This is a genomic window from Nocardia sp. NPDC088792 (genome assembly GCF_044750615.1).
Classification (GTDB): Bacteria; Actinomycetota; Actinomycetes; order Mycobacteriales; family Mycobacteriaceae; genus Nocardia.
The window spans coordinates 1,588,751-1,607,998 of sequence record NZ_JBIVKC010000001.1; the positions used below are offsets into that span (position 1 = coordinate 1,588,751).

At 67.2% G+C, this 19,248-nt stretch carries 25 protein-coding genes; 12 read left to right on the plus strand and 13 right to left on the minus strand.

The features are described 5' to 3' along the window. Positions 1-97: 97 nt before the first annotated feature. A complete protein-coding gene (locus ACIP5Y_RS07715) occupies positions 98-979 on the plus strand; it encodes a cyclase family protein (RefSeq protein ID WP_400348508.1) in 882 nt (293 codons plus the stop codon). Positions 980-1,009: 30 nt separating this feature from the next. On the opposite strand, the gene ACIP5Y_RS07720 is transcribed toward ACIP5Y_RS07715, so the two are convergent. Beyond that, the gene (locus ACIP5Y_RS07720) at positions 1,010-1,615 is read right to left on the minus strand and encodes a TetR/AcrR family transcriptional regulator (protein WP_400348509.1); all 606 of its coding nucleotides are present in this window, start codon (positions 1,613-1,615) and stop codon (positions 1,010-1,012) included. An 87-nt stretch (positions 1,616-1,702) separates the two neighbouring features. Here ACIP5Y_RS07720 and ACIP5Y_RS07725 point away from each other — a divergent pair, with 87 nt between their 5' ends. Continuing rightward, a complete protein-coding gene (locus tag ACIP5Y_RS07725; protein ID WP_400348510.1) occupies positions 1,703-2,596 on the plus strand; it encodes an NADP-dependent oxidoreductase in 894 nt (297 codons plus the stop codon). A gap of 234 nt (positions 2,597-2,830) precedes the next feature. On the opposite strand, the gene ACIP5Y_RS07730 is transcribed toward ACIP5Y_RS07725, so the two are convergent. From ACIP5Y_RS07730 to ACIP5Y_RS07740, 3 genes are all read right to left on the minus strand, one after another. After that, positions 2,831-3,013: a hypothetical protein gene (locus ACIP5Y_RS07730; RefSeq protein ID WP_400348511.1), complete on the minus strand. Its 183-nt coding sequence runs from the start codon at positions 3,011-3,013 to the stop codon at positions 2,831-2,833. A gap of 208 nt (positions 3,014-3,221) precedes the next feature. Next, positions 3,222-3,923 (minus strand): nitroreductase family protein, encoded by a 702-nt coding sequence (locus ACIP5Y_RS07735; RefSeq protein WP_400348513.1) that lies wholly within the window; start codon positions 3,921-3,923, stop codon positions 3,222-3,224. Between the two features lie 5 nt (positions 3,924-3,928). Continuing rightward, positions 3,929-5,134 (minus strand): diguanylate cyclase domain-containing protein, encoded by a 1,206-nt coding sequence (locus ACIP5Y_RS07740; RefSeq protein WP_400348515.1) that lies wholly within the window; start codon positions 5,132-5,134, stop codon positions 3,929-3,931. A gap of 224 nt (positions 5,135-5,358) precedes the next feature. Here ACIP5Y_RS07740 and ACIP5Y_RS07745 point away from each other — a divergent pair, with 224 nt between their 5' ends. Then, entirely contained in the window at positions 5,359-6,567 is a 1,209-nt protein-coding gene (locus ACIP5Y_RS07745) for a NupC/NupG family nucleoside CNT transporter (protein ID WP_400348517.1), read from the plus strand. Positions 6,568-6,598: 31 nt separating this feature from the next. Here ACIP5Y_RS07745 and ACIP5Y_RS07750 read toward each other — a convergent pair whose 3' ends face one another. Next, positions 6,599-6,943 carry a hypothetical protein gene (locus ACIP5Y_RS07750; protein ID WP_400348518.1) on the minus strand — a complete coding sequence of 115 codons (345 nt, stop codon included), beginning with the start codon at positions 6,941-6,943 and terminating at the stop codon, positions 6,599-6,601. 101 nt (positions 6,944-7,044) lie between these two features. Next, positions 7,045-7,305 carry a hypothetical protein gene (locus ACIP5Y_RS07755; protein ID WP_400348519.1) on the minus strand — a complete coding sequence of 87 codons (261 nt, stop codon included), beginning with the start codon at positions 7,303-7,305 and terminating at the stop codon, positions 7,045-7,047. A 341-nt stretch (positions 7,306-7,646) separates the two neighbouring features. Between ACIP5Y_RS07755 and ACIP5Y_RS07760 the strand changes: the two genes are divergently transcribed. Further along, positions 7,647-8,681, plus strand: coding sequence for an endonuclease/exonuclease/phosphatase family protein (locus tag ACIP5Y_RS07760; protein ID WP_400348521.1), 1,035 nt, complete (start codon positions 7,647-7,649; stop codon positions 8,679-8,681). 18 nt (positions 8,682-8,699) lie between these two features. Here ACIP5Y_RS07760 and ACIP5Y_RS07765 read toward each other — a convergent pair whose 3' ends face one another. Then, a complete protein-coding gene (locus ACIP5Y_RS07765) occupies positions 8,700-9,302 on the minus strand; it encodes a TetR/AcrR family transcriptional regulator C-terminal domain-containing protein (protein ID WP_400348523.1) in 603 nt (200 codons plus the stop codon). Positions 9,303-9,385: 83 nt separating this feature from the next. On the opposite strand from ACIP5Y_RS07765, the gene ACIP5Y_RS07770 reads away from it, so the two are divergent. Further along, positions 9,386-10,345 (plus strand): zinc-binding alcohol dehydrogenase family protein, encoded by a 960-nt coding sequence (locus ACIP5Y_RS07770; RefSeq protein WP_400348524.1) that lies wholly within the window; start codon positions 9,386-9,388, stop codon positions 10,343-10,345. A gap of 9 nt (positions 10,346-10,354) precedes the next feature. Here ACIP5Y_RS07770 and ACIP5Y_RS07775 read toward each other — a convergent pair whose 3' ends face one another. After that, a complete protein-coding gene (locus ACIP5Y_RS07775) occupies positions 10,355-10,729 on the minus strand; it encodes a cupin domain-containing protein (protein ID WP_400348526.1) in 375 nt (124 codons plus the stop codon). An 82-nt stretch (positions 10,730-10,811) separates the two neighbouring features. On the opposite strand from ACIP5Y_RS07775, the gene ACIP5Y_RS07780 reads away from it, so the two are divergent. Next, on the plus strand, positions 10,812-11,258 hold the full coding sequence (locus tag ACIP5Y_RS07780) for a MarR family winged helix-turn-helix transcriptional regulator (RefSeq protein WP_400348528.1): 447 nt from the start codon (positions 10,812-10,814) through the stop codon (positions 11,256-11,258). 6 nt (positions 11,259-11,264) lie between these two features. On the opposite strand, the gene ACIP5Y_RS07785 is transcribed toward ACIP5Y_RS07780, so the two are convergent. Beyond that, positions 11,265-12,122 carry a GNAT family N-acetyltransferase gene (locus ACIP5Y_RS07785; protein ID WP_400348531.1) on the minus strand — a complete coding sequence of 286 codons (858 nt, stop codon included), beginning with the start codon at positions 12,120-12,122 and terminating at the stop codon, positions 11,265-11,267. Between the two features lie 67 nt (positions 12,123-12,189). On the opposite strand from ACIP5Y_RS07785, the gene ACIP5Y_RS07790 reads away from it, so the two are divergent. Next, positions 12,190-12,504 carry a hypothetical protein gene (locus ACIP5Y_RS07790; protein WP_400348533.1) on the plus strand — a complete coding sequence of 105 codons (315 nt, stop codon included), beginning with the start codon at positions 12,190-12,192 and terminating at the stop codon, positions 12,502-12,504. A 47-nt stretch (positions 12,505-12,551) separates the two neighbouring features. Next, positions 12,552-13,589: a crotonase/enoyl-CoA hydratase family protein gene (locus tag ACIP5Y_RS07795; protein ID WP_400348534.1), complete on the plus strand. Its 1,038-nt coding sequence runs from the start codon at positions 12,552-12,554 to the stop codon at positions 13,587-13,589. Here the strand turns inward: ACIP5Y_RS07795 and ACIP5Y_RS07800 are convergent. Then, the gene (locus ACIP5Y_RS07800; protein ID WP_400348536.1) at positions 13,586-14,050 is read right to left on the minus strand and encodes a MarR family winged helix-turn-helix transcriptional regulator; all 465 of its coding nucleotides are present in this window, start codon (positions 14,048-14,050) and stop codon (positions 13,586-13,588) included. The two genes, ACIP5Y_RS07795 and ACIP5Y_RS07800, sit on opposite strands and share 4 nt — an antisense overlap. 388 nt (positions 14,051-14,438) lie before the next feature. Here ACIP5Y_RS07800 and ACIP5Y_RS07805 point away from each other — a divergent pair, with 388 nt between their 5' ends. Beyond that, complete coding sequence (locus ACIP5Y_RS07805) at positions 14,439-14,744, plus strand: excalibur calcium-binding domain-containing protein (protein ID WP_400348538.1); 306 nt, start codon at positions 14,439-14,441, stop codon at positions 14,742-14,744. Between the two features lie 167 nt (positions 14,745-14,911). Here ACIP5Y_RS07805 and ACIP5Y_RS07810 read toward each other — a convergent pair whose 3' ends face one another. Next, the gene (locus ACIP5Y_RS07810) at positions 14,912-15,136 is read right to left on the minus strand and encodes a DUF3618 domain-containing protein (RefSeq protein WP_397017295.1); all 225 of its coding nucleotides are present in this window, start codon (positions 15,134-15,136) and stop codon (positions 14,912-14,914) included. 255 nt (positions 15,137-15,391) lie between these two features. On the opposite strand from ACIP5Y_RS07810, the gene ACIP5Y_RS07815 reads away from it, so the two are divergent. Both ACIP5Y_RS07815 and bcp read left to right on the plus strand, forming a co-directional pair. Next, positions 15,392-15,676, plus strand: coding sequence for a hypothetical protein (locus ACIP5Y_RS07815; protein ID WP_400348539.1), 285 nt, complete (start codon positions 15,392-15,394; stop codon positions 15,674-15,676). Between the two features lie 67 nt (positions 15,677-15,743). Further along, entirely contained in the window at positions 15,744-16,217 is a 474-nt protein-coding gene (gene bcp / locus ACIP5Y_RS07820; protein ID WP_400348541.1) for a thioredoxin-dependent thiol peroxidase, read from the plus strand. An 83-nt stretch (positions 16,218-16,300) separates the two neighbouring features. Here bcp and ACIP5Y_RS07825 read toward each other — a convergent pair whose 3' ends face one another. Continuing rightward, positions 16,301-17,599 carry a hypothetical protein gene (locus ACIP5Y_RS07825; RefSeq protein ID WP_400348543.1) on the minus strand — a complete coding sequence of 433 codons (1,299 nt, stop codon included), beginning with the start codon at positions 17,597-17,599 and terminating at the stop codon, positions 16,301-16,303. A 382-nt stretch (positions 17,600-17,981) separates the two neighbouring features. Here ACIP5Y_RS07825 and ACIP5Y_RS07830 point away from each other — a divergent pair, with 382 nt between their 5' ends. Continuing rightward, positions 17,982-18,626, plus strand: coding sequence for a TetR family transcriptional regulator (locus tag ACIP5Y_RS07830; RefSeq protein WP_397017317.1), 645 nt, complete (start codon positions 17,982-17,984; stop codon positions 18,624-18,626). An 18-nt stretch (positions 18,627-18,644) separates the two neighbouring features. Here the strand turns inward: ACIP5Y_RS07830 and ACIP5Y_RS07835 are convergent, their stop codons facing one another. Continuing rightward, positions 18,645-19,067 (minus strand): holo-ACP synthase, encoded by a 423-nt coding sequence (locus ACIP5Y_RS07835; protein WP_397017303.1) that lies wholly within the window; start codon positions 19,065-19,067, stop codon positions 18,645-18,647. Positions 19,068-19,248: the final 181 nt, after the last annotated feature.

Sequence of the window (19,248 nt, forward strand, 5' to 3'; positions counted from 1 at the left end):
CAATCTTGACGCGCGGATCCGACTGTCTTGCGGGGCGGCGCGCCGCGACAGCGGACGACCTCGTTCTGGTGGATCGTGATGAGAGGGGCCTGATCATATGGCCGATCCGAATGACCTTGACCTGCCCGACAACTGGGGCCGGTGGGGATCCGACGACGAACTCGGCACACTCAACCTCATCACCGACGACGTGCGTGCGAAGGCCGCCGCCGAGGTGCGGACCGGTCGATGGGCGTCGCTGGCCCAGCCGATTACGCCCAATCCGATGATCAGCGGTCCGTTCGCGCCCACGACGGTGGAAGTCTCTCCCGTGCAGCAGATGATGTCCCACACGGGGAGAGGCGTGGCGGCCGACCTGGTGGTGATCACGAACCATCACGCGAAGTCGACGCACATCGACGCCCTGGCGCACTGGTCGACCGGCAACGAGGTCTACCCCGGTCGTCCGAGGGACCGGATCGTGACGGCCGCGGGCGTTACCTTCGCCTCGACGACGGCCTTCGCCGCCGGAATCGTCACACGAGGAGTTTTACTCGATCTGGCTGTCGAAGAGCCGCTCCCGGCCGGGCACGCGGTGACATCGCGCGACTTCGAAGACGCCGAGCAGCGGCAAGGCGTCGAGGTAGGGGCGGGTGATGCGTTGGCGGTGCGGTTCGGCTGGCCGGCCGACCCACTGATTGCCGATAGGCCGACTCCGGGAATCAGCCTCGACGCGGTGCGCTGGATGCACCGTCGCGGGGTCGCCCTCTACACGGGCGACAGGGGCGATGCCCACCCGGCGCTCGACCCCGATGGGCCGTCCCCGCTGCACGGCATCGCACTGGGCCGAATGGCGATGCCGCTGATCGACGGGTCACAGCTCGACGACCTTGCGGCGCTGTGCGCGGAGCTGAAGCGCTACAGCTTCCTGCTCACCGTCGGCCCGCCGCGCATCCATGGCCTGACCGGCGTCACGGTCAATCCCATCGCCGTGTTCTGATCGCGCAACCGCGTCGATCACCGCGAGAAGTCACGGACCGATCGACGCGGTTGCGTGCTCAGAACTACCGGTGACCGCCCAGGCTGCCTCGATCATCCGGAAGATCTCGTTCACGGCGGACTCTGGGTCGGGTGACTCACGACCCAGGGAATAGGCGTCGATCACGAATCTGGCGATGGTCCGGCAGGCCGTTGCGGGGGGCGGTTGGTCGAGATCGGCGGCGATGGCTGCCGCCAGCGACTCCGCGTGGCGCAGCCGGACCGACCCCTCGTACTGCCGCAGGGCGGGTGTGTGGTCGATCATGTGCCAGAGCGGGGCGGCCTGTTCGGCCGCGCAGTGCCGGACCATGGCCTGGATCTCGTGGCGCAGCGCGGGAATCAGCGGTTCGTTCGGCGCCCGGTCGGTGACCGCGTGTGTGAGGCGATATTCGAAGTCTTCGTCATGCTCGAACACCAGAGCCTCTTTCGAGGGGAAGTGGGCGAAGAGCGTGGTGACGGCCACGTCGGCCTCGGCGGCGACATCGCGGATTCCCACCGCGTCGTACCCGCGTTCCAGGAACAGCCGGCGGGCGGCGTCGGCGATCTTCTCGCGGGTCGCGGCCTTCTTTCGCTCCCGGCGTCCAATGGGCACGGCCATGGCTCCGATGCTATCAGATACGAATATGCATCAATCATTAAACACTATCCGTTGCAAAACACTAACGGTTAGCGTTATTTTGGAGGCGTGAGAGCAATACGCTTCGCCGAATTCGGCAGCCCGGATGTGCTGGAACTGACAGCGGTGGCCGAGCCCCACGCCGGCCCCGGCCAAATACGCATCGCCGTGCGGGCAGCGGGGGTGAATCCGCACGATTGGCGGGTTCGCGAGGGTCAGTTCCAACGAGTCCACCCGCTCCAGCTGCCCGCCGGCGTCGGACAGGACGCCGCGGGCGTGGTGGACGAAATCGGTGACGGTGTCACCGATCTGGCGGTCGGCGAGCCCGTGTTCGGCCGCGGTGCCGACACGTACGCGGAGTACGCCGTGCTCTCCAGCTGGGCGCGCCTGCCCGGCGGGCTCACCTTCGCCGAGGCCGCCGGGTACCCATCGGTGGTCGAGACCGCGCTGCGGATCATCCGGATGGTCGGCGTCGAACCCGGGCAAACGCTGCTGGTCAGCGGTGCCGCAGGTGGGGTCGGGTCGACGGTTTTGCAGATCGCCCGCGACCGGGGAATCACGGTGATCGGCACCGCCGGGACCGCGAACCAGGACTATCTGCGAAGCCTCGGCGCGATCGCCACCACCTACGGTCCGGGCTGGGTCGAGCGCGTACGCCGGTTCGGTCGGATCGACGCTGCGCTGGACCTCAATGGCACCGGCGTCCTGCGCGGACTCCTGGACCTGACCGGGAACCCGGACAAGGTCGTCACCATCGCCGACCTCGAGGCGCCGATGCTCGGTATCCGATTCGCCGGCGTCGGCGGCAGCATGCCCGAAGCACTCGCCACCGCCGTCGACCTTATTCGACGCGGCAAGCTCCGCATCCCGGTCGACCGGTCGTACCCGCTCACCGAGGCCGCGGCAGCACACGCGGACAGCCAATCCGGACATACCCGCGGGCGCCGCGTCCTGCTCGTCTGAGCCGTCCACACCCGAAGCAACCGATAAGACGCAGCCCGTGCCCGAATACGAGACAAGCCCCCGGTCATGGTGATCGGAGGCTCGGGAAGTGTTTGGACGACGCGGAGGAACTCAACTCGGTCCCCAGCTATAGATCCAGGAACTTCCCCGCGTCGCGGCAATCATATTAACGGCGCCCATCTCCGTTCGCCACACATTATGGCCACCACCACATACCGCGGAGGCGGGCGACAATCACTTCGAGGGTTTGAGGGCCGTCCAGGCAATCCCGGCGCCGAGCAGCGAGAGGACACCCACACTCCAGAGCGCCACGGCCACGCCCTTGTAATGCAGCGAGAAGCCCGCGACTCCGAGCACGAGCAACAATATGCCCACCACGACCAGCGACTGGACGACAGCGAACCGATTCCGCGTCATTTTCGACCCTCCAAAGTCATTGAACGCCAGGCCCTCTGCGATCCTCGCTCGCGCCGGCGCAAAGCACTCGCCCGATCGGATGAGTGCACTGCGGGCCAGGCTACAACCGATTGCTTCCAATTGGAGGATGCTCAGGAGCCCAATACTGTTCGGTACCGGGCGGAATCGATGACTTCGGCTCGAGTCGGGAAGCTCTTATAAGTCTGCCTCAGTAAATTTCCAGGGCCTCCGGGAGCGGCTTGCGGCGGAGATCCGGCACCTCGCAGTCGGGGGCGGGATAGCCGACCGGGAAGAGGATGTAGGGACGCTCGGTCGCGGGGCGATGCAGGATCTCCGACAGGAAGGCCATGGGGTTGGGGGTGTGGGTCAGGGTGGCGAGACCCATGGTGTGCAGGGCCGCGATGAACAGGCCGCAGGCGATGCCCACGCTCTCGTTCACGTAGTAGTTCTTGCGCAGCGTTCCGTCCGGCCGCGGCGTGCTCTTCTCGGCGAAAACCACCACCAGCCAGGGGACCACGTCCAGATAGGACTTGTCGGCATCGGTTTCCAAGGGGGCGAGGGCATCTCGCCAAGGTTCGGGGAGCCGGCCGCCCTCGTAATTGATGCGTTCTTCGTGTTCCGCGGCTGCACGGATGCGGTGCTTGAGGTCCGGATCGGCGACGGCTACGAATTTCCATGGCTGGTGGTGCGCACCCGAGGGGGCGGTATTGGCCGCCGCCACGGCCAGCTCGATCATCTCGCACGGGACCGGGTCGGGGGCGAAAAATCTGACGCTGCGCCGGGATTCGAGAAACTCGTGGAATTCGCGGGCGCGGCGCAGCCCCTCGGCCTGGTCCAGGCGCGGCGGGGAGTAGGGCACGAACGGGTGCTGATGGACCCGCGGAGCCGGCCCGGTGGACTGGTTCGTCATGACAGTCAGCGTGCCACGCGATCATGTTCGGGCACTGGGGATTCGGTCAGCGCGGCCGTGGGGCGCGGCGGTAGGTCCGGTAGCGGCTCCTCGTCGCCGGCGACCACGGTGGTATTGCCGCCCAGGCGTTTTGCCCGGTACATGGCGTAGTCGGCGCGGCGCAGCAGCCGCTCGAAGGTGGCTTCGGTGTATTCGGTATCTGGCCTCGAGGCGTCGACCACGGCGATGCCCACGCTGGCCGTGATCGTGACCGGCAGCTCGGACATGGTTTCGATGGCCGCGCGCAATCGCTCCCCCACCGTGGCGGGTTCCTCGCGCAGGCAGCCGACCACCACGAATTCCTCACCGCCGGTACGGGCCACCAGGGCGTCGGATTCGACGGTCTCCCGCAATCGCTGGGCGGTGTACACCAGCGCTTCGTCGCCGAAGGCGTGCCCGAAGGTGTCGTTGATGGATTTGAAGCGGTCCAGATCCAGCGATGCCACATACGCGGATCGGCGCCGGCAGCGGCCGACGTGCGCGGCGAGATTGGCGTCGAGGCCACGGCGATTGAGCAATTTGGTCAATGGATCCGACTGCGCGTCGACCCGCACGATCCAATGGCACACCTGCACGAACGGCAGGATGACGCCGACCACCACCGCCATGACCAGAATGATGGCCAGGCCGAGGGCGATATCCTGCTGCCGCCCGCCGAGGTCGGGCTCGTTGCGCCCGGTGCTCGGCAGGTAGCCCATGGCGATGAGCACGCCCAGCATGACCGTCGCCAGCATGGACCAGCCGACGTGCAGGGCCAGGATGCGCGGGCCGTGGAACACGGTCACATACCCGCCCATGGCCATGAGCAGCACGATGCCGAGCACCGCGATGACGCGGTCGTGGGCCAGCAGATCGTTGGCGGTGGTGTCGAGATCGAACAGCACGATCCAGATGAGCGATTCGATTTCCCGCGGCCACGGCAGCAGCCACCAGCGCAGGGTCCACGCACCCGCCACCGTGGCTTCGATGCCGCCCTGCCAGCCGAGTGGCCCCGACACATCCCCCTGCGCGAGCGCGGCCAGCACCGCGATCATCAGCATGACGATGCCGCCGGCGCCGAGCATGATCTTGAATCCCCGTAGCGCCGAATGGGATTGGAGGGTGTCGACCAGCCAGCGATAATCGACCCGGTCTCGCCACCAGGTTCGATAGAGCGATCGAGCGTCGGTCATGAACCGCCTCGGGTCGACAGGAGCTCCGGTGTGTACCTCTGGTCGCTCAGGCTGCGGAATCGAGCCTGCTTTCCGCAGGTTATGAGCATTCCGGTCGGCACGCAATATGAGATTGTGCATACCTTTCGCAAAATTGCCGGTTGAATGAGTCGCAGCCCGGTTGCGGGTGAGCATTCGTTAGCTGACTATTTGCAAGTATCTCGCTCGAACTCCCGGAGGCGTGCGTGCACTACGTGATCGGCAGTATCGGTTTGGCCGGATTCCTGTTCCTCGCTTGGCTGCCCAGCAGCGACCGGCGACTAGCGGGCAGCAGATTAGGACGGGTTGCGATATTGCTGCTGGTGCAGGCCGCGCTGGCCGTGCTGCTGCTGAAATCGTCGGTGGGCGACGCCGTGGTGCGCGGTATCAGCAGGACGTTCGATCATCTGCTCGCGTACGCCGGCACCGGCACCACGTTCGTGTTCGGCGGTCTGCCGAAGGTCGGCGAGCAGCCCGCGATCTTCTTCTCGGTGCTGATGCCGATCGTGCTGGTGTCCGCCCTGATCGGGATCCTGCAACATATCCGGTTGCTGCCCTTGATCATTCGCGTGGTGGGCCGGGTGGTGTCCTGGATCAGCGGATTCGGCAAGCTCGAATCGTTCAATGCGGTCGCGGCCCTGCTGCTCGGGCAGTCGGAGGTGTTCATCTCCTTGCGCGACATCCTGGGCCGGATCCCGGAACAGCGGATGCTGACCCTGGCCACCTCGGCCATGTCCACGGTCTCGGCCGCCATTCTCGGTGTGTACATGCAACTCGTCGAACCGCGATACGTTATCGCGGCCATCACCCTGAACCTGTTCGGCGCGTTCGTCGTCTCCGCGCTCATCAACCCGTACCGGACCACCGGCGCCGAGGACGACGCCCTGCTGCATGTCGAGGAAACCGAGGCGCAGGACCGCCCCTCGTTCTTCGAAATGCTCGCCGACTACATCCTGGTGGGCTTCCGCATCGCGATCACCGTCGCCGCCATGCTGCTCGGCTTCACCGCCCTGCTGGCAATGGTCAACGGCATCTTCGCGGCGGTGTTCCACGGCACCACCTTCCAGGACGTGATGGGCCACGGCTTCGCGCCACTGGCCTGGCTGACCGGAATCCCTTGGGACGAGGCCCGATCCGCCGGCACCTTCATGGGCACCAAGCTGGTCTCCAACGAAGTCGTCGCCATGCAGCAACTCCACAGCCGCCCGACCCCGCTCTCGGGCCACACGATGGCGATCCTCTCCACCTACCTGGTGTCCTTCGCCAACCTCACCACCATCGCCATCGTCACCGGCGCGGTACGCATCCTCGACGCCGGCCAAGGCGCCCTGGTCGCCCGAAAGGGCCTGCGGCTGATCTACAGTGCGACGCTGGTGAGCCTGATCAGCGCCACCATCGTCGGCCTGGTGCTGTGAAGATGCGGGGATTCGATTCGGGGCCGGCCGGTTACCCGTGTTCGATCGGGTGGCCGACGCGCTGTTCGAGCACGGCCAGTACCCGGTCGGGGTCGTCGGGGCTGAAGGCCGGGCGGACCCGCCCACCGAGATCGAGAATGATCAGCCGGTCCTTGTGCGGCCGGCCCACATCCAGTGGGAGCCAGTATCGCGGGGAGGAGGTCCCCCACAGGCGTCCCCTCCCGGTCATCAAACCCATCGGGCGCACGCTGATTCCCTGGATCCGGCCGTACGGTATGCGTTTACCGGTCGCGAATGGAAAATAATAGCGCCGCAATGTGATTGCCTCGTCGTCGAGAAGGACCAGTCCGTCGTCGTAGAGGGTTTCGCGGGTCATCCGCTCATGCTATATGCGACGGCACAAAATGAAGCCTCTGGACGGCCGTGCCGCCCAGAGGCTTCGGCTATTCGATGGTCATCGAGATATCGGCCGCGGCGTCACCACTGGCGGCAGCGGTCGTCCCGGTGACCCCACTGATCGTGCTCGTCGTTGTGCCAGTTGCCTTGACGGTCGCAATGCCAGTCGTTGTTCCACGGATCGCCCGGGTCGTGCCAGCCCGGATGGTTGAAGCCGGCCCAGTCCTGCGCGACCGGCATACCGCCGCCCGGGATCTCGGCCGATGCCGCACCCACCACCGGGCCGACCAGCAGTGCGCCCGCGGCGGCCGCGACCGCCAGTGTTCCCGCCAACCTTCTCATTACAGTCACTACCTTTCTGTTACCCATGAAGGCCTCAGAGGCCGAATTAATTTCAGAACAGGCACACGTCGGATACAACGAAATCGCTTGAAGTCTCAGCACATTCCCACCGGGCCGATACACACGGATCGCAGTATTCCTACGACAGAATTCCGGCATCGGATAATGATTGCTCCCAGCCTTTTCCGATCCAATTCTGCGGCGGGTCACAGCAATTACTACGAAATGCGAATTACGCCACCGGACAGGTAGTCGGCGCCCCGAAACACTCGCGGAGATCGAGGGTCTGTTCGCAGCCTTCGCTCAGCCGGGACACAGCCTGCGCCGGAACCATCGACGGTGTGCTGAATTCGCTCTCGACCCTGATGCTCGCGGCCACGGCCGCATTGCTGCTGGTGGCAGCCACCGGGCTGGTCGCGCGGACGGTCGGCTCGCGACGCCAGCCGGTCATCGTCGCCGCGGCGCTCGCACCGTGGCTGATGGCCGCGGCCCTGCCCGCCCTGGTCCTGGCCGCCGCGGCCCGGCAGTGGATCGCGGTCGCCGCGAGCGCCGTCCTGCTGGGCGCCGCGCTGGCCACCCAGTGGCCGTTGTACCGGGCACGGCTGCCCTTGTTCCGGTCGCATCGGCCGATGCACCGGGCGCGGCAGTTGCCGGACCGGGCACCGCTGCGGCCGTACGGCACCCGGCAATTGGAGACGTCCGGCCGGACACTGCGGCTGATGCAGGCCAATATCCTGATCGGCGGCGCGAATCCGGATGCGCTGGCCGCATCAGTCGATCGACTGCGCATCGATGTGCTGACGGTGTGCGAGCTGACGCCGCAGGGGCTGGACAATCTCATGGCATCCCGACTGCCCGAGCTGCTCCCGTATCACTACTGCAGCACCGCCGACCGCGGGAAGGGCACCGGCATCTGGAGCCGCTATCCCCTGTCCGATACACAGCGTCACGACGGCTTCGTCACCGAATTGCTCTCCGCCCGAATCGAATTACCGGACGATCCCGCGCCCCTCGTATTCGCCGTGCACCCGATGCCGCCGTGGCCGCACCCGCCGGGCGATTGGCTACGGGAATTGGAACTACTACGCCAGCTGCTGGCCAAGATCCCCGACGATGCCGGTCCGGTGCTGGTCGCCGGTGATTTCAACGCCACCATGGATCATCGCCCCTACCGCGCCCTGCTGGACGGCCCCTACCGCGACGCGGCGATCTCGGTCGGCGCGGGCATCCAGCCCACCTATGCCGCGGACCGCTGGTACCCCGCAGCCATCGCGATCGACCACATCCTGTTGCGCGACGCCATCGCCCACGAGGTGCACACCGTCGACCTGCCGGGTTCCGATCATCGCGGCATCTGGGCGGCGATTACCGTCTGAACCAGTTGCGCCGCACCATTATTCGATGACGAGCCGCAGGGTATCGCGGAACAGGTCGTCAACGGTGCGGCCGGGCCGGAAGTACTCGGCGATGCCGGCGACCAGGGTCGGATGTGCGGCGGCGAAGGCGTCCGCGTCGAAGCCGGCGAGCGCATCGTCGTCGGGGCGGGCCGCTTGTTCCTCCAGCACGTGGCCGATCGTGAAGCGTTCCATCGCAAGGACTCTCAGCCGTGCTTCCCGCAGTGGCAGGCCGCGATCGACGAGCGTCTTCATGGCGAATTCGGAGAACGCGTTCATCCGGGTGGACAGCTGCGCCGCGGATACCACGCGCGCGCCGTCCCGGTGCGCGAGCAGGGCGCCGCGGAGCCGCTCGGCGAGCTCCATGAGCCAATCCCGCCAGCGCACAGCCGGATCCGGCGGTCGCAGCTCGGCGAACTGTTCGGCGAGGATGGCTTCGGCGAGGGCCGTGATCAGCGCCGCCTTGTTGCGGAGATGCCAGTAGAGGGTGGGAGCCTGCACGCCCAGGCGCTGGGCGAGCTTCCGCAGGGTCACCCCGTCCAGGCCGTCCTCGTCCAGCAGGGTGACGGCCTCGGCCACGATTCGTTGCTCGGTGAGCGACACGGTTCCTCCTTCCCAAGCGACTCTAACACTGTTAGATTCTCTCTAACGGTGTTAGAGAGCCTGTTGAATCGAGGAGAACTCCCATGAAGGCAGCCGTATTGCACGAGATCGGCGGAGTACCGCGCTACGAGGACTTCCCCGACCCGATCCCCGGCGACGACGAGATCGTCCTCGAGGTGAAGGCCGTCGCGGTCGAGAACGTGGACAAGGCGATCGCCGCCGGACGCCACTACACGGCGGCCCGATACCTGTCCGAGCTGCCGATGATTCCGTGTTTCGACGGCGCCGGCGCCCTGCCCGACGGGACGATCGTCGGCTTCGCCAACCCGCGCGCACCCTACGGCGCACTCGCGGAGCAGACGGTCGTTCCCGCGGGCAATCTCGGCCCGATCCCCGAGGGCCTCGACCCGGCGGCGGCCGTCACCCTCACCTCGGCCATGCCGACCGTATGCGCCTTTGCCGCAGCCGGTTTCACCGCCGGAGAGACGGTGCTGATCCAAGGCGCCACCGGCGTCGCCGGCCGATTGGCCGTCAAGATAGCCCGTCTGATGGGCGCCGGCCGCATCGTGGCAACCGGCCGCGATGGCGCGGCGCTGCACGAAATCACCGCCCTCGGCGCGGATTCCGTGATCACCACGGCCGTATCGGACGACGAGCTACGGCGGCAATTCACCGACGCGAAGGAAAGCGGTTACGACGTCGTGGTCGACTTCCTCTGGGGCAGACCGACCGAGATCCTGTTGAGCACCCTGATACCGGATTCCTTCGCCCTCCCCACTCCGATCCGATTGGTGCAGATCGGTGAATCCGCCGGGCCCACCGCGACCATTTCGGCGGAGGCCCTGCGCACCTCGGGGGTCGAGATCTACGGCGCTGCCCGCAATGCCGACCCCGCCGCCATCGGCGCCGGTTACCTACAGGTGGTGGAGTGGGCCCGGGACGGCCGGCTCACCTTCGAGATCGAGCAGGTTCCGCTCACGGAGGTCGAAACCGCTTGGCAGCGTACGGATCTGCGCGGGAAGCGGCTCGTCGTGACGCCCTGATCAGGACGGTCAGTTCACCCAGGGCGGGCTGATGCGGGTGCCGTCGGCGAGTTCGCCGCTGAAGCCGACGGGGGCGGTGACCATGACGACGGCGGGGCGATCGGCCGAATTGTCCAGGCGGATGGTCGATCCGGCGGGGGCCACGGCGGCGTCACCCGGGGTGAGGGCGGCGGCTTCGCCGTCGATGGTGAGGGTCAGGGCGCCGTCCAGCAGGACGAAGGCCTCCTCGCGGAGGACCTTGTGTGCAACACCCTCGGTGCCGGGCGAGACTTCCAGCCGCCAGATGCACAGTTCGGCGCTGCCGGCGGCGGGGCGGACGAGGGGGGTGAAGCGGGAGCCGTGCATCTCGTGGACTTCGGCGGTGGCGATGCGGATGACAGGCATTTCGGAATCTCCTTTTTGGTCAAGCTGCTTGACTATATAGTCAAGGAAGTTGACCAATCTGTCAAGTGTCAGGATTTCACCCATGCCCATACCCGCCCAGGACCTACCGCTGCTGCTGCTCGCGGCCGCCGCCGAGGTCACCGACGCCATCAACCGCGGCGTGGTCGCGGCCGGATTCACCGATGTCCGGCCCACCCACGGCTTCGCCTTCGCACGCATGGCCCCGAACGGCGCGACCGTCGGCGAGATCGCCGAACACCTGGGCGTCACCAAACAGGCCGCCAGCCAACTGGTGGACGAGCTGGTGAAAAAGGGCTACGCCGCACGCAACCCGCACCCCACCGACTCCCGCGCGCGCCTCATCACCCTCACCGAACGCGGCTGGGCCTGCACCCGCGCCGCCGATGCGGCCGCCGCCCGGTTCACCGAGCACTGGGCCGCCGCCCTCGGACCCGCCGCGGTCGTCGAGCTGCGCAATGCCCTGGCGCGGGTGGTACAACCCGGTCGCGTGCGCCCCTCGGCCTGGTGAGCCGATTCAGCCGAGTTCGAGGGTGGTGACGCCGAAAACCTTTTCCGCGCAATGGGATCGCACCGGGCCGGTGTACATGCGCGCCGTCTCGAAGCTCGGCCGCAGCCCCGCCTCCGTCGCCAGCCGGACCGCGGATTCATTGCGCAGCGGGACATCCAGGGCCAGCGCGGCACCGTTCGCGGCCTGCGCGAGAGCGGCGAGCAGCTGCCGGGCATCCTCGGCCGAATCGGCGAAGAGCGGACCCACCCGCAGGGAATCCCTTGCGGGACGGACGGTTCCGAAACCGGTGAGGGTCCCGTCGACAATGCGCACCACGGTGCGATGCCGGGGATCGCCGAGCCACATGGTCAGAAAGTCGGGACGATCAGCGGGCAGGCACGCGGAATCATAGGCCCGCACACCGATCACATTGTCCGCGGCCAGCGCACGCACCGTCGCATCCGGTGGCGGCAGCTCCGGGATACCGGTGAAACGCGCTGTGCGATAAGCGAGTTCGAATCCGCTGCGGCGGTAGTTGTCCTGCTGATCCGGCACTCCGTCGAGACCGACCACGCGGGTACCGGCATGCAGCAGGCCCGCCTGCCATGTCGCGAGCCCCAGCCCCTGGCCACGTAACTCGGGCCGCACGAGATAGAAACCCAGAAAGGCGTATTCGCCGCCGTAGTTCACCACCGACACCGCCGTCGCGGGCTCCCCGTCGATCCGGCCGAGGAAGAATCCGCCCGGGTCCTGCGCGAAGAACGCGCCGGTATCCCCCTCCCCCGGATTCCAGCCCTCCGCGGCCGCCCAGCCGACGACGGTTTCCCAATCCCGCGCTGTGGCACGGTCGATCACGAGTTCCTGGGCACCCACGGCATCCGACATGAGATCACGGTAGCCGCCTGGAGTAGGGTCGGCCTCGTAATTCGTCCACTACCTGCGGAGTTGCGAGATGGCCGACTACGCCCACTCCGACTTCGCCGATCGCAGTCGCGAGGAGAAGGCGCGCCGACTGGCCGCATACATCTGGGACCGCGCGATCAGCGGAGCCGAGTTGCTCGAGATGCCCCCGGCGCAACGCCGCAAACTGGCCCGAGCCGCCGACACCAACCCACCCAGCACCGACGAAACCTGGCAGGCCGCCGCCCGCCTCCTCGCCGAAAAGGACGCCTGGGCCACCCGCAACCCGGGCCACGAAGCCGCCCGCCGCGCCCACGCCGACGAAAAGATCATGTGGGTGAAGCCCCCGGTCAAGCCCTGGGAATGACGCGGTCACTCTTGACAGCAAGAAATGAACCGGGGTTCACTGCTTGAGTGGCACCCGACTACGAGAACCATGCCGGCACCCGGCCCGCGGCCTGGCGCGACGACCTGACCGCCGGTGACGACTCCCCCTTCGCCGGGCGTCCCGAGCCGGACGGCGAATTCACCGGCCGCACACTGACCTACGAGGTCACCGGCCGAATCGCGCGAATCACCTTCAACCGGCCCGAACGCGGCAACGCCATCACCGCCGATACCCCCATCGAGCTGGCCGCGGCCGTGGAACGCGCCGACCTCGACCCGCGGGTGCACGTGATCGTGGTGAGCGGGCGCGGCAAAGGCTTCTGCGGCGGCTACGACCTGTCGATCTTCGCGGAAAACAGCTTCGCCCCGGCCGAAGGCGCGCAACCCACCGAGGGCACCGTGCTCGATCCGGCGGTGCAGGCGGCCAACCACAATCCCTGGGCCACCTGGGATCCCATGGTCGACTACGCCATGATGTCGCGTTTCAACCGCGGCTTCGCGAGCCTGCTGTACGCCAATAAGCCGACGGTCGCCAAGGTGCACGGTTTCGCCATCGCCGGCGGCACCGATATCGCCTTGTACGCCGACCAGATCATCTGCGCCGACGATGCCCGCATCGGCTACCCGCCCACCCGCACCTGGGGTATTCCAGCCGCGGGTATGTGGGCGCACCGGATCGGCGACCAGCGCGCCAAGCGCCTGCTCTTCACCGGCGACAGCCTCAGCGGCAAGCAGGCCGAGGAGTGGGGCCTGGCCATCGAAGCCCCGCCCGCCGACGAGCTCGACGCGCGCACCGAGGAACTGCTGCAACGCATTTCACAGGTCCCGATCAATCAGCTGGTGATGGCGAAGCTGGCCCTCAACAGCGCACTGCTCAGCCAGGGCGTAGCCAACTCCGGCATGATCAGCACCGTCTTCGACGGCATCTCCCGCCACACCCGCGAGGGCTACGCCTTCCAATTGCGCGCCGCCACAGCCGGTTTCCGCGAGGCCGTCCGGGAACGCGACGAGCCGTTCAACGACTGGAAGCGCGCGCAATTCGATCCGCCCAAGGACGAGAGCTAATCGAATCCGGGAACGTCGGTGCGCTCGACTTCGGCGACGACCCGGTCCGCCAGTGAGCGCAGGGCCACCGACTCCGCGCGCGTCATATCGTCGACGAGCAGCCGTCGCACCAGATCCACGTGATTGGGTGCGGCGGTTTCCAGCGCCGTACGCCCGGCGTCGGTGAGGCGCACTTCCCGTCCGCGTGCGTCGTCGGCGGCCTGGCAGCGGTCGACGAGTCCGCGGGCGGCCATGCGGGTGAGGTGTTTGGAGAGCCGGCTCTTGTCCCAGCAGATCTCCGCGCCGAGTTCCTTGGCGCGCAGGTGCCCGCCCGCCGCGGAGAGCGCAACGAGCACTTCGTAATCGGAGGGCGAGAGGCCGTCCTGGGCCAGTCCGGCGGCGATGGCGGCGTCCAGCCGCTGCCGCATGCGGATATAGGACTGCCAGGTCGTCTGTTCCTCGTCGGTCAGCCAGCGCACCATGACGTCCATACTATCCATGCATAGTTGACACGGACACCAACCTTGTGCACGCTGCCGGGGACTCGCAGCCCTGCCACAGCCATGGCACAGGAATCTGTCGTAAAGTACGGTCCGTCCCAATCGTGAAGGTCTCGAAAAGCCGTCTGTCATAGCGGGTTTCAATCAGACGAATGGGACACATTCCGGCAGAACAGCTTCGGGAACGCACCCACGTCGTCGCGCTGACCAGGATAGATAGCCCATCCGGTTGACAATGCAACGTTGCGCCAGAACAGTAGACGCCGGAAACCCGGACCGGCCACCGTGCCACACTCCACCGGCAGCGGTGGCGATCCGCGCCGAGCCGGGCCGCCACCTAACAACACATAGCGCCGACATTGAGGAATACATGAACGTTCGCCGGCTACTCGTCACCGCCAGCGTCGCGGGCTTGACGACCCTCGCAGCCCAGACCGCCGTTGCCTTCGCCGATGTCCCCACCGGTTCCTCCGGTACCGGCTCCTCCGCCATCGACACCGGCTCCGCCGCGACCGGCTCGGCCGGACTCACCCAGACCGGCTCCGCCGGTGGCCCCGTCTACGAGAACTGCGACCAGGCCCGCGCCGCCGGCGTCGCCCCGCTCTTCCGCGGCCAGCCCGGTTACAGCCCCCACCTCGACCCGGACGGCACCGGAATGGCGTGCCCCACCGTCTGATTCGTCGCTGCCGCGACAATCCACAGACTGAAACGAGACCCCGGTCCTGGTGGACCGGGGTCTCGTACGCTTGGAGGTAAGGGCGAGGCCCCGGTCCATTCTGGACCGGGGCCTCGCTGTTTTTCGGGGTTCGGGGGCGAAGCCCCTGAGAGTTCCGAGAGTTGGTCTTACCGGCGGAAGAGCTTGACCAGCACCAGGGTCGCGACCAGGGCGCCCGCGCCGATCAGGCTGTACTTGATCTTCGGCTCGTTCACCTTCGCGATGAGGGACTGCTTGGCGTTGTCCGCCAGCCGCTGCGGGTCGGCCCGCACCGCCAGCTCGTCGAGGGTGCTCGCGAGCCGGTTCCGCGCGGCCTCGATTTCCCGCTCGATCGCCTCGGTATCTCTCGCCACGTCACACTCCTGTCTGGAAGCCGCGCCATCAGCGGCACTGTCGTCTCGAGGCTGCTCGCGCGACGAATCCAGGGCGCGGCGAGCCGACCTGCCGTGGAGTCTATCGCCAACCCGACCTCGCACTCCTGACGCGCGCGGAAATCCTCGGCCCAGCTCAGGATTTGATGTGAGTTGCCGGGGAATCGTAGGAACAGGCCAGTGACGCCCATAGAGTCGTCCGCGGGTCGGAGCCCGATTTCTACAGAAAGGCCTTCTATGAAGTCCCGCATTATCGGTTCACTATTCGTCGCCGCGGCGTCCGCCGCTCTCATCACCGGACCGCTGGTCTCCGTGGCGAACGCCGAGGTCGTGAGCCCCGCCCAGCAGGCCGGCCCGGCCATCCTGCACGAGGACGGCGACTGGGGCGGCTTCAACCAGCCCGGTTGGCTCGACCCGCGCGACCCCTGGCACAACGACTGGCACTGCGACCGCCACGGCCGCTGGCACGATGACGAGCGTGACGGCTGGGGCCGCCACGACGACCGCTGCCACGAGTGGTAATTCACGCTTGACGAAGACAGCGCGGTATCGCTGACAACGAGCCGGGGGCGTCGGCTAGCGTGACGACATGACCGAGAACCCCCGACTCAGTCCCGGCGATACCGCGCCCGCCTTCACCCTGCCCGATGCCGACGGCAAAGAGGTGTCGCTCGCCGACTACCGCGGCCGCAAGGTGATCGTCTACTTCTACCCCGCCGCCAGCACGCCGGGCTGCACCAAGGAAGCGTGCGACTTCCGGGACAACCTGGCCGAACTCAACGGCGCCGGCATCGACGTCATCGGCATCTCCCCCGACAAGCAGGCCAAGCTGGCCAAGTTCCGCGATACCGAGCAGCTGACCTTCCCGCTGCTCGGCGATCCGGACAAGGATGTGCTGACCGCGTACGGTGCGTTCGGCGAGAAGATGATGTACGGCAAGAAGGTCACCGGCGTCATCCGATCCACCTTCCTCATCGATGAGCAGGGCAAGGTCGAGGTCGCACAGTACAACGTGCGCGCGACCGGTCACGTGGCCAAATTGCGCCGCGATCTCTCCGTGTAGATCGAGGCAGAGACACGGGGAACCCCGGCCTGATTCGGGCCGGGGTTCTCGTATGCCGGTGTGCTGGCACGTGTTTCGCGTGCTCAGGCGCGCGGGAAGACCTGGAGGGTCGCCCACTGCAGCATCATGCGCCAGTGGTTGTCCCACCAGGAGGCAAATTCCGGGGTCCCTAACGGCGGCGGCGCCATTTCACCGGGGAAGAGACCGCCGTCGACGGGCGCCACGACCGGATGGGTGGGGGCGGGCAGCACCGAATCCGAGGCGGGCACGGTTTCCGGCTCGGGCTGCGCCTTGACCAGCGGCTTCGGATCGCCGCCATCGGTGCGTGAGCCGTTCGGTCCCCAATTGAGGGTGGCCGGGTCGACGGTGATCACATCGGGCTCGGATTGCGGCGCGGGCTGATCCGACATGGTCACGCCCGAGTCGGGTGTGGTCGGTCCGGTCGGCTGCGCAGCGGGCGCGCTGCCTCCGCTCGCGCCCGGATCGGCCGGGGCCGCGGCGGGTGCGCCGAGCCGGCTCGGGGCGGGCGCGGATCTGGCGTCGGCGGAGACGCGAGCGTCGGTGAGCTTGGGCTCGGGCACGCCCGACGAATCCTTGTTCGCCGCATAGACTCCGCCGGCCACCAGGCCGCCCGCCAGCACGCTGGCCGCCGCGAACAGGGCTGCCGTGCCGCGCACCCGGCGAATGCGCTCGGCCGCCTCACCGGCGAATTCGACCTCGGGCAGGGCCGCGAGGGCCGCGCCGAGGGCGGGCGCCGCCGCCGACACCGAGCATGGGATGACGGGTGCGCCGAACCCGGATTCCAGTGCCGCCACTACCGCGGGTTCGCTTGCGGCGGAACCGATGAGCACCACCGCGTCGGGTTTCACCCCGGCAGCGTCGAACTGGTCCCAGGCGGAGGTGACCGCGGCGCGCATGGCCTCGTCGGTGGTGGCGCCGCCGGCGAGGGTGACCGCGGCCAGCACCCGGCTGCGGTCCGGGGAGATGAGCGAGAACGCCTGGAAGCCGGGGACCACCTCGCAGATGGCCAGGTCCTCGAACTCGTCGACCCAGGTCATGGCGCGGGCCACCGCGAGGTGCGCGGCCTTGGCCGACACCAGCGAGGCGTCGTGCCACTCCCCGGAAGCCAGCCGGGTGACGATGGCCCGGCGTTCGGCGGCATCGCGATAGGCGACGGCCACCCCGATGATCTTGCGATCGGTGGCGATCTTGGCGGCGATCTCCTCGAGCACCAGTTCGACGGTCTCGGCCAGGTCGGCCTTGGATTCGCCGGCGACCCTGGCCACGCGTTCCAGCACCACGCGTTCGGGCAGCTTGTCGCCATCCTCGGCCAGTGCCACGGCACGCACCGCGCCGCGCTCGGTAGCGACTCCGATGGTCACCGCGGAACGAACAACAGCAGAAGAAACCACAGATCAGCCTTCCAACGTCGTCAGTGCTTTCTGAACTAACTCTCCGAGCCCCGGGGGCAGGTCCGAGAGACTCCGACCCCTGGACCCCTGACCAAGGGGCAGGCCCGCTTCCCGGGTAGAAAGGGGCACAGCCCCTTTCGATGTATCGGTGGGCAGCCGTGAAGCAGCTGCGATGGGTCTTCGTCACCGGGCGCGGCGTGGATGGGTGGGAGGCCGTGACACACGAACTACCGCAGCGTGTCATCCGCGTGTCGCTACCCGTAGGCTGTTGAGCGTGGAAGCGCGCACGGGAGCCAGGTCGACTCGACGGCCGGACCCTGCGTTGGAGTTGCAGGACGACCCGCAGGAGCTGATGCCCCGTCGCCGCCCGACGCAGGAACGGAGCAAGAGGAAGTTCGACGCCCTGTTGCAGGCTTCCCGGGAGTTGCTCGTAGAGGTCGGCTTCGAATCATTCACCTGTGAAGAGGTCGCGGCCCGTGCGGAAGTCCCGATCGGCACGCTGTATCAGTTCTTCGCCAACAAGTATGTGATCGTCTGCGAATTGAATCGCCAAGACCTGGTGGCGGTTTCGCAGGAGCTGGCGGATTTCCACGGCGAGATCCCGTCCATGGACTGGCTACGGCATATGAACGCGCTGGTGGATCACCTGGCGGAGTTGTGGATGACCGACCCGTCCCGCCGCGAGGTGTGGCTGGCCATGCAGTCCACGCCGTCCACCCGGGCGACCGGCGCGATCCACGAAAAGGAGTTCGCCGAAGCGGTTTCGCAGATGCTGCGCCCGCTCATGCCCCGCACCCCGCGCGGCCGGCGTTCGATGATGGCGCAGGTGCTGGTGCACGTCGTCTATTCGATGCTGAATTTCTCGGTGCAGGACGGCCTCAGCCACGAGGACGCGGTCTCCGAGCTGAAACGCCTGATGGTCGCGTATCTCCTCATCGCCGAGAAGGAGTCCCGGACCGGCGGCCAGCGCACCGAGTTCGAACCCGAGGTGAACTGACCGCCGGCACAAGATCTCTCACTTGCCGATGAGGTCCGCTAGTTCGCCCGGATCTTCCAGCACCACCATGGCCGCCGCCGTATCCCCGTCATGGGTCAACGACAGGTGCACCCGGGCCCGCGGCAGGAATTCCGCTGCGAGCCCGTGCAATTTGATGCTGGGCCGCCCCCACGCGTCATTGACGACCTCGATCAGCGGATAGGGGTTGTCCCCGATCTGCGGGCTGCGCGCGAAGCGAGAGGACGCCCACGCCTTGAGCACCGCCTCCTTGGCGGCCCAGCGCGCGGCATAGCTGCGCGCCGGATCCGTTCCCTTGCTCTGGCAGTAGCGGCGCTCTGCGGCGGTGAAACTCTCCCGGAGCATGGTGGTTCCGGTGCGTTCCAGTTGTTCGGAGAACTCGGAGATGGTGACCAAGTCCAGACCGATACCAAGGATCGTCACTGTGCGGGACTCCTCGATTCCTCGTTGGTGCAGTCGAATGCACTGCAACATAGCAGCGGAGCCTACGGGTCCGTAGGCTCCGCCGTCGTGTTCGGTTGTGCGGGTGGCAGGCTCGTGCGGGTACACGAGCCTGCCGCCCAGGGCCTGCCGGAGGGCTACTTACCGGCAGGCCGGTCCATGG

What these genes read in the sequence shown, in the direction of transcription:
- ACIP5Y_RS07715 (WP_400348508.1), top strand. Translation starts at nt 98, where the DNA reads ATGGCCGATCCGAATGACCTTGACCTGCCCGACAACTGGGGCCGGTGG.
- ACIP5Y_RS07800 (WP_400348536.1), bottom strand. Translation starts at nt 14,050, where the DNA reads ATGGTGCGCTGGCTGACCGACGAGGAACAGACGACCTGGCAGTCCTAT.
- ACIP5Y_RS07735 (WP_400348513.1), bottom strand. Translation starts at nt 3,923, where the DNA reads ATGACGAACCAGTCCACCGGGCCGGCTCCGCGGGTCCATCAGCACCCG.
- bcp (WP_400348541.1), top strand. Translation starts at nt 15,744, where the DNA reads ATGACCGAGAACCCCCGACTCAGTCCCGGCGATACCGCGCCCGCCTTC.
- ACIP5Y_RS07750 (WP_400348518.1), bottom strand. Translation starts at nt 6,943, where the DNA reads ATGACCCGCGAAACCCTCTACGACGACGGACTGGTCCTTCTCGACGAC.
- ACIP5Y_RS07770 (WP_400348524.1), top strand. Translation starts at nt 9,386, where the DNA reads ATGAAGGCAGCCGTATTGCACGAGATCGGCGGAGTACCGCGCTACGAG.
- ACIP5Y_RS07755 (WP_400348519.1), bottom strand. Translation starts at nt 7,305, where the DNA reads ATGAGAAGGTTGGCGGGAACACTGGCGGTCGCGGCCGCCGCGGGCGCA.
- ACIP5Y_RS07720 (WP_400348509.1), bottom strand. Translation starts at nt 1,615, where the DNA reads ATGGCCGTGCCCATTGGACGCCGGGAGCGAAAGAAGGCCGCGACCCGC.
- ACIP5Y_RS07730 (WP_400348511.1), bottom strand. Translation starts at nt 3,013, where the DNA reads ATGACGCGGAATCGGTTCGCTGTCGTCCAGTCGCTGGTCGTGGTGGGC.
- ACIP5Y_RS07775 (WP_400348526.1), bottom strand. Translation starts at nt 10,729, where the DNA reads ATGCCTGTCATCCGCATCGCCACCGCCGAAGTCCACGAGATGCACGGC.
- ACIP5Y_RS07805 (WP_400348538.1), top strand. Translation starts at nt 14,439, where the DNA reads ATGAACGTTCGCCGGCTACTCGTCACCGCCAGCGTCGCGGGCTTGACG.
- ACIP5Y_RS07830 (WP_397017317.1), top strand. Translation starts at nt 17,982, where the DNA reads ATGCCCCGTCGCCGCCCGACGCAGGAACGGAGCAAGAGGAAGTTCGAC.
- ACIP5Y_RS07790 (WP_400348533.1), top strand. Translation starts at nt 12,190, where the DNA reads ATGGCCGACTACGCCCACTCCGACTTCGCCGATCGCAGTCGCGAGGAG.
- ACIP5Y_RS07740 (WP_400348515.1), bottom strand. Translation starts at nt 5,134, where the DNA reads ATGACCGACGCTCGATCGCTCTATCGAACCTGGTGGCGAGACCGGGTC.
- ACIP5Y_RS07815 (WP_400348539.1), top strand. Translation starts at nt 15,392, where the DNA reads ATGAAGTCCCGCATTATCGGTTCACTATTCGTCGCCGCGGCGTCCGCC.
- ACIP5Y_RS07780 (WP_400348528.1), top strand. Translation starts at nt 10,812, where the DNA reads ATGCCCATACCCGCCCAGGACCTACCGCTGCTGCTGCTCGCGGCCGCC.
- ACIP5Y_RS07785 (WP_400348531.1), bottom strand. Translation starts at nt 12,122, where the DNA reads ATGTCGGATGCCGTGGGTGCCCAGGAACTCGTGATCGACCGTGCCACA.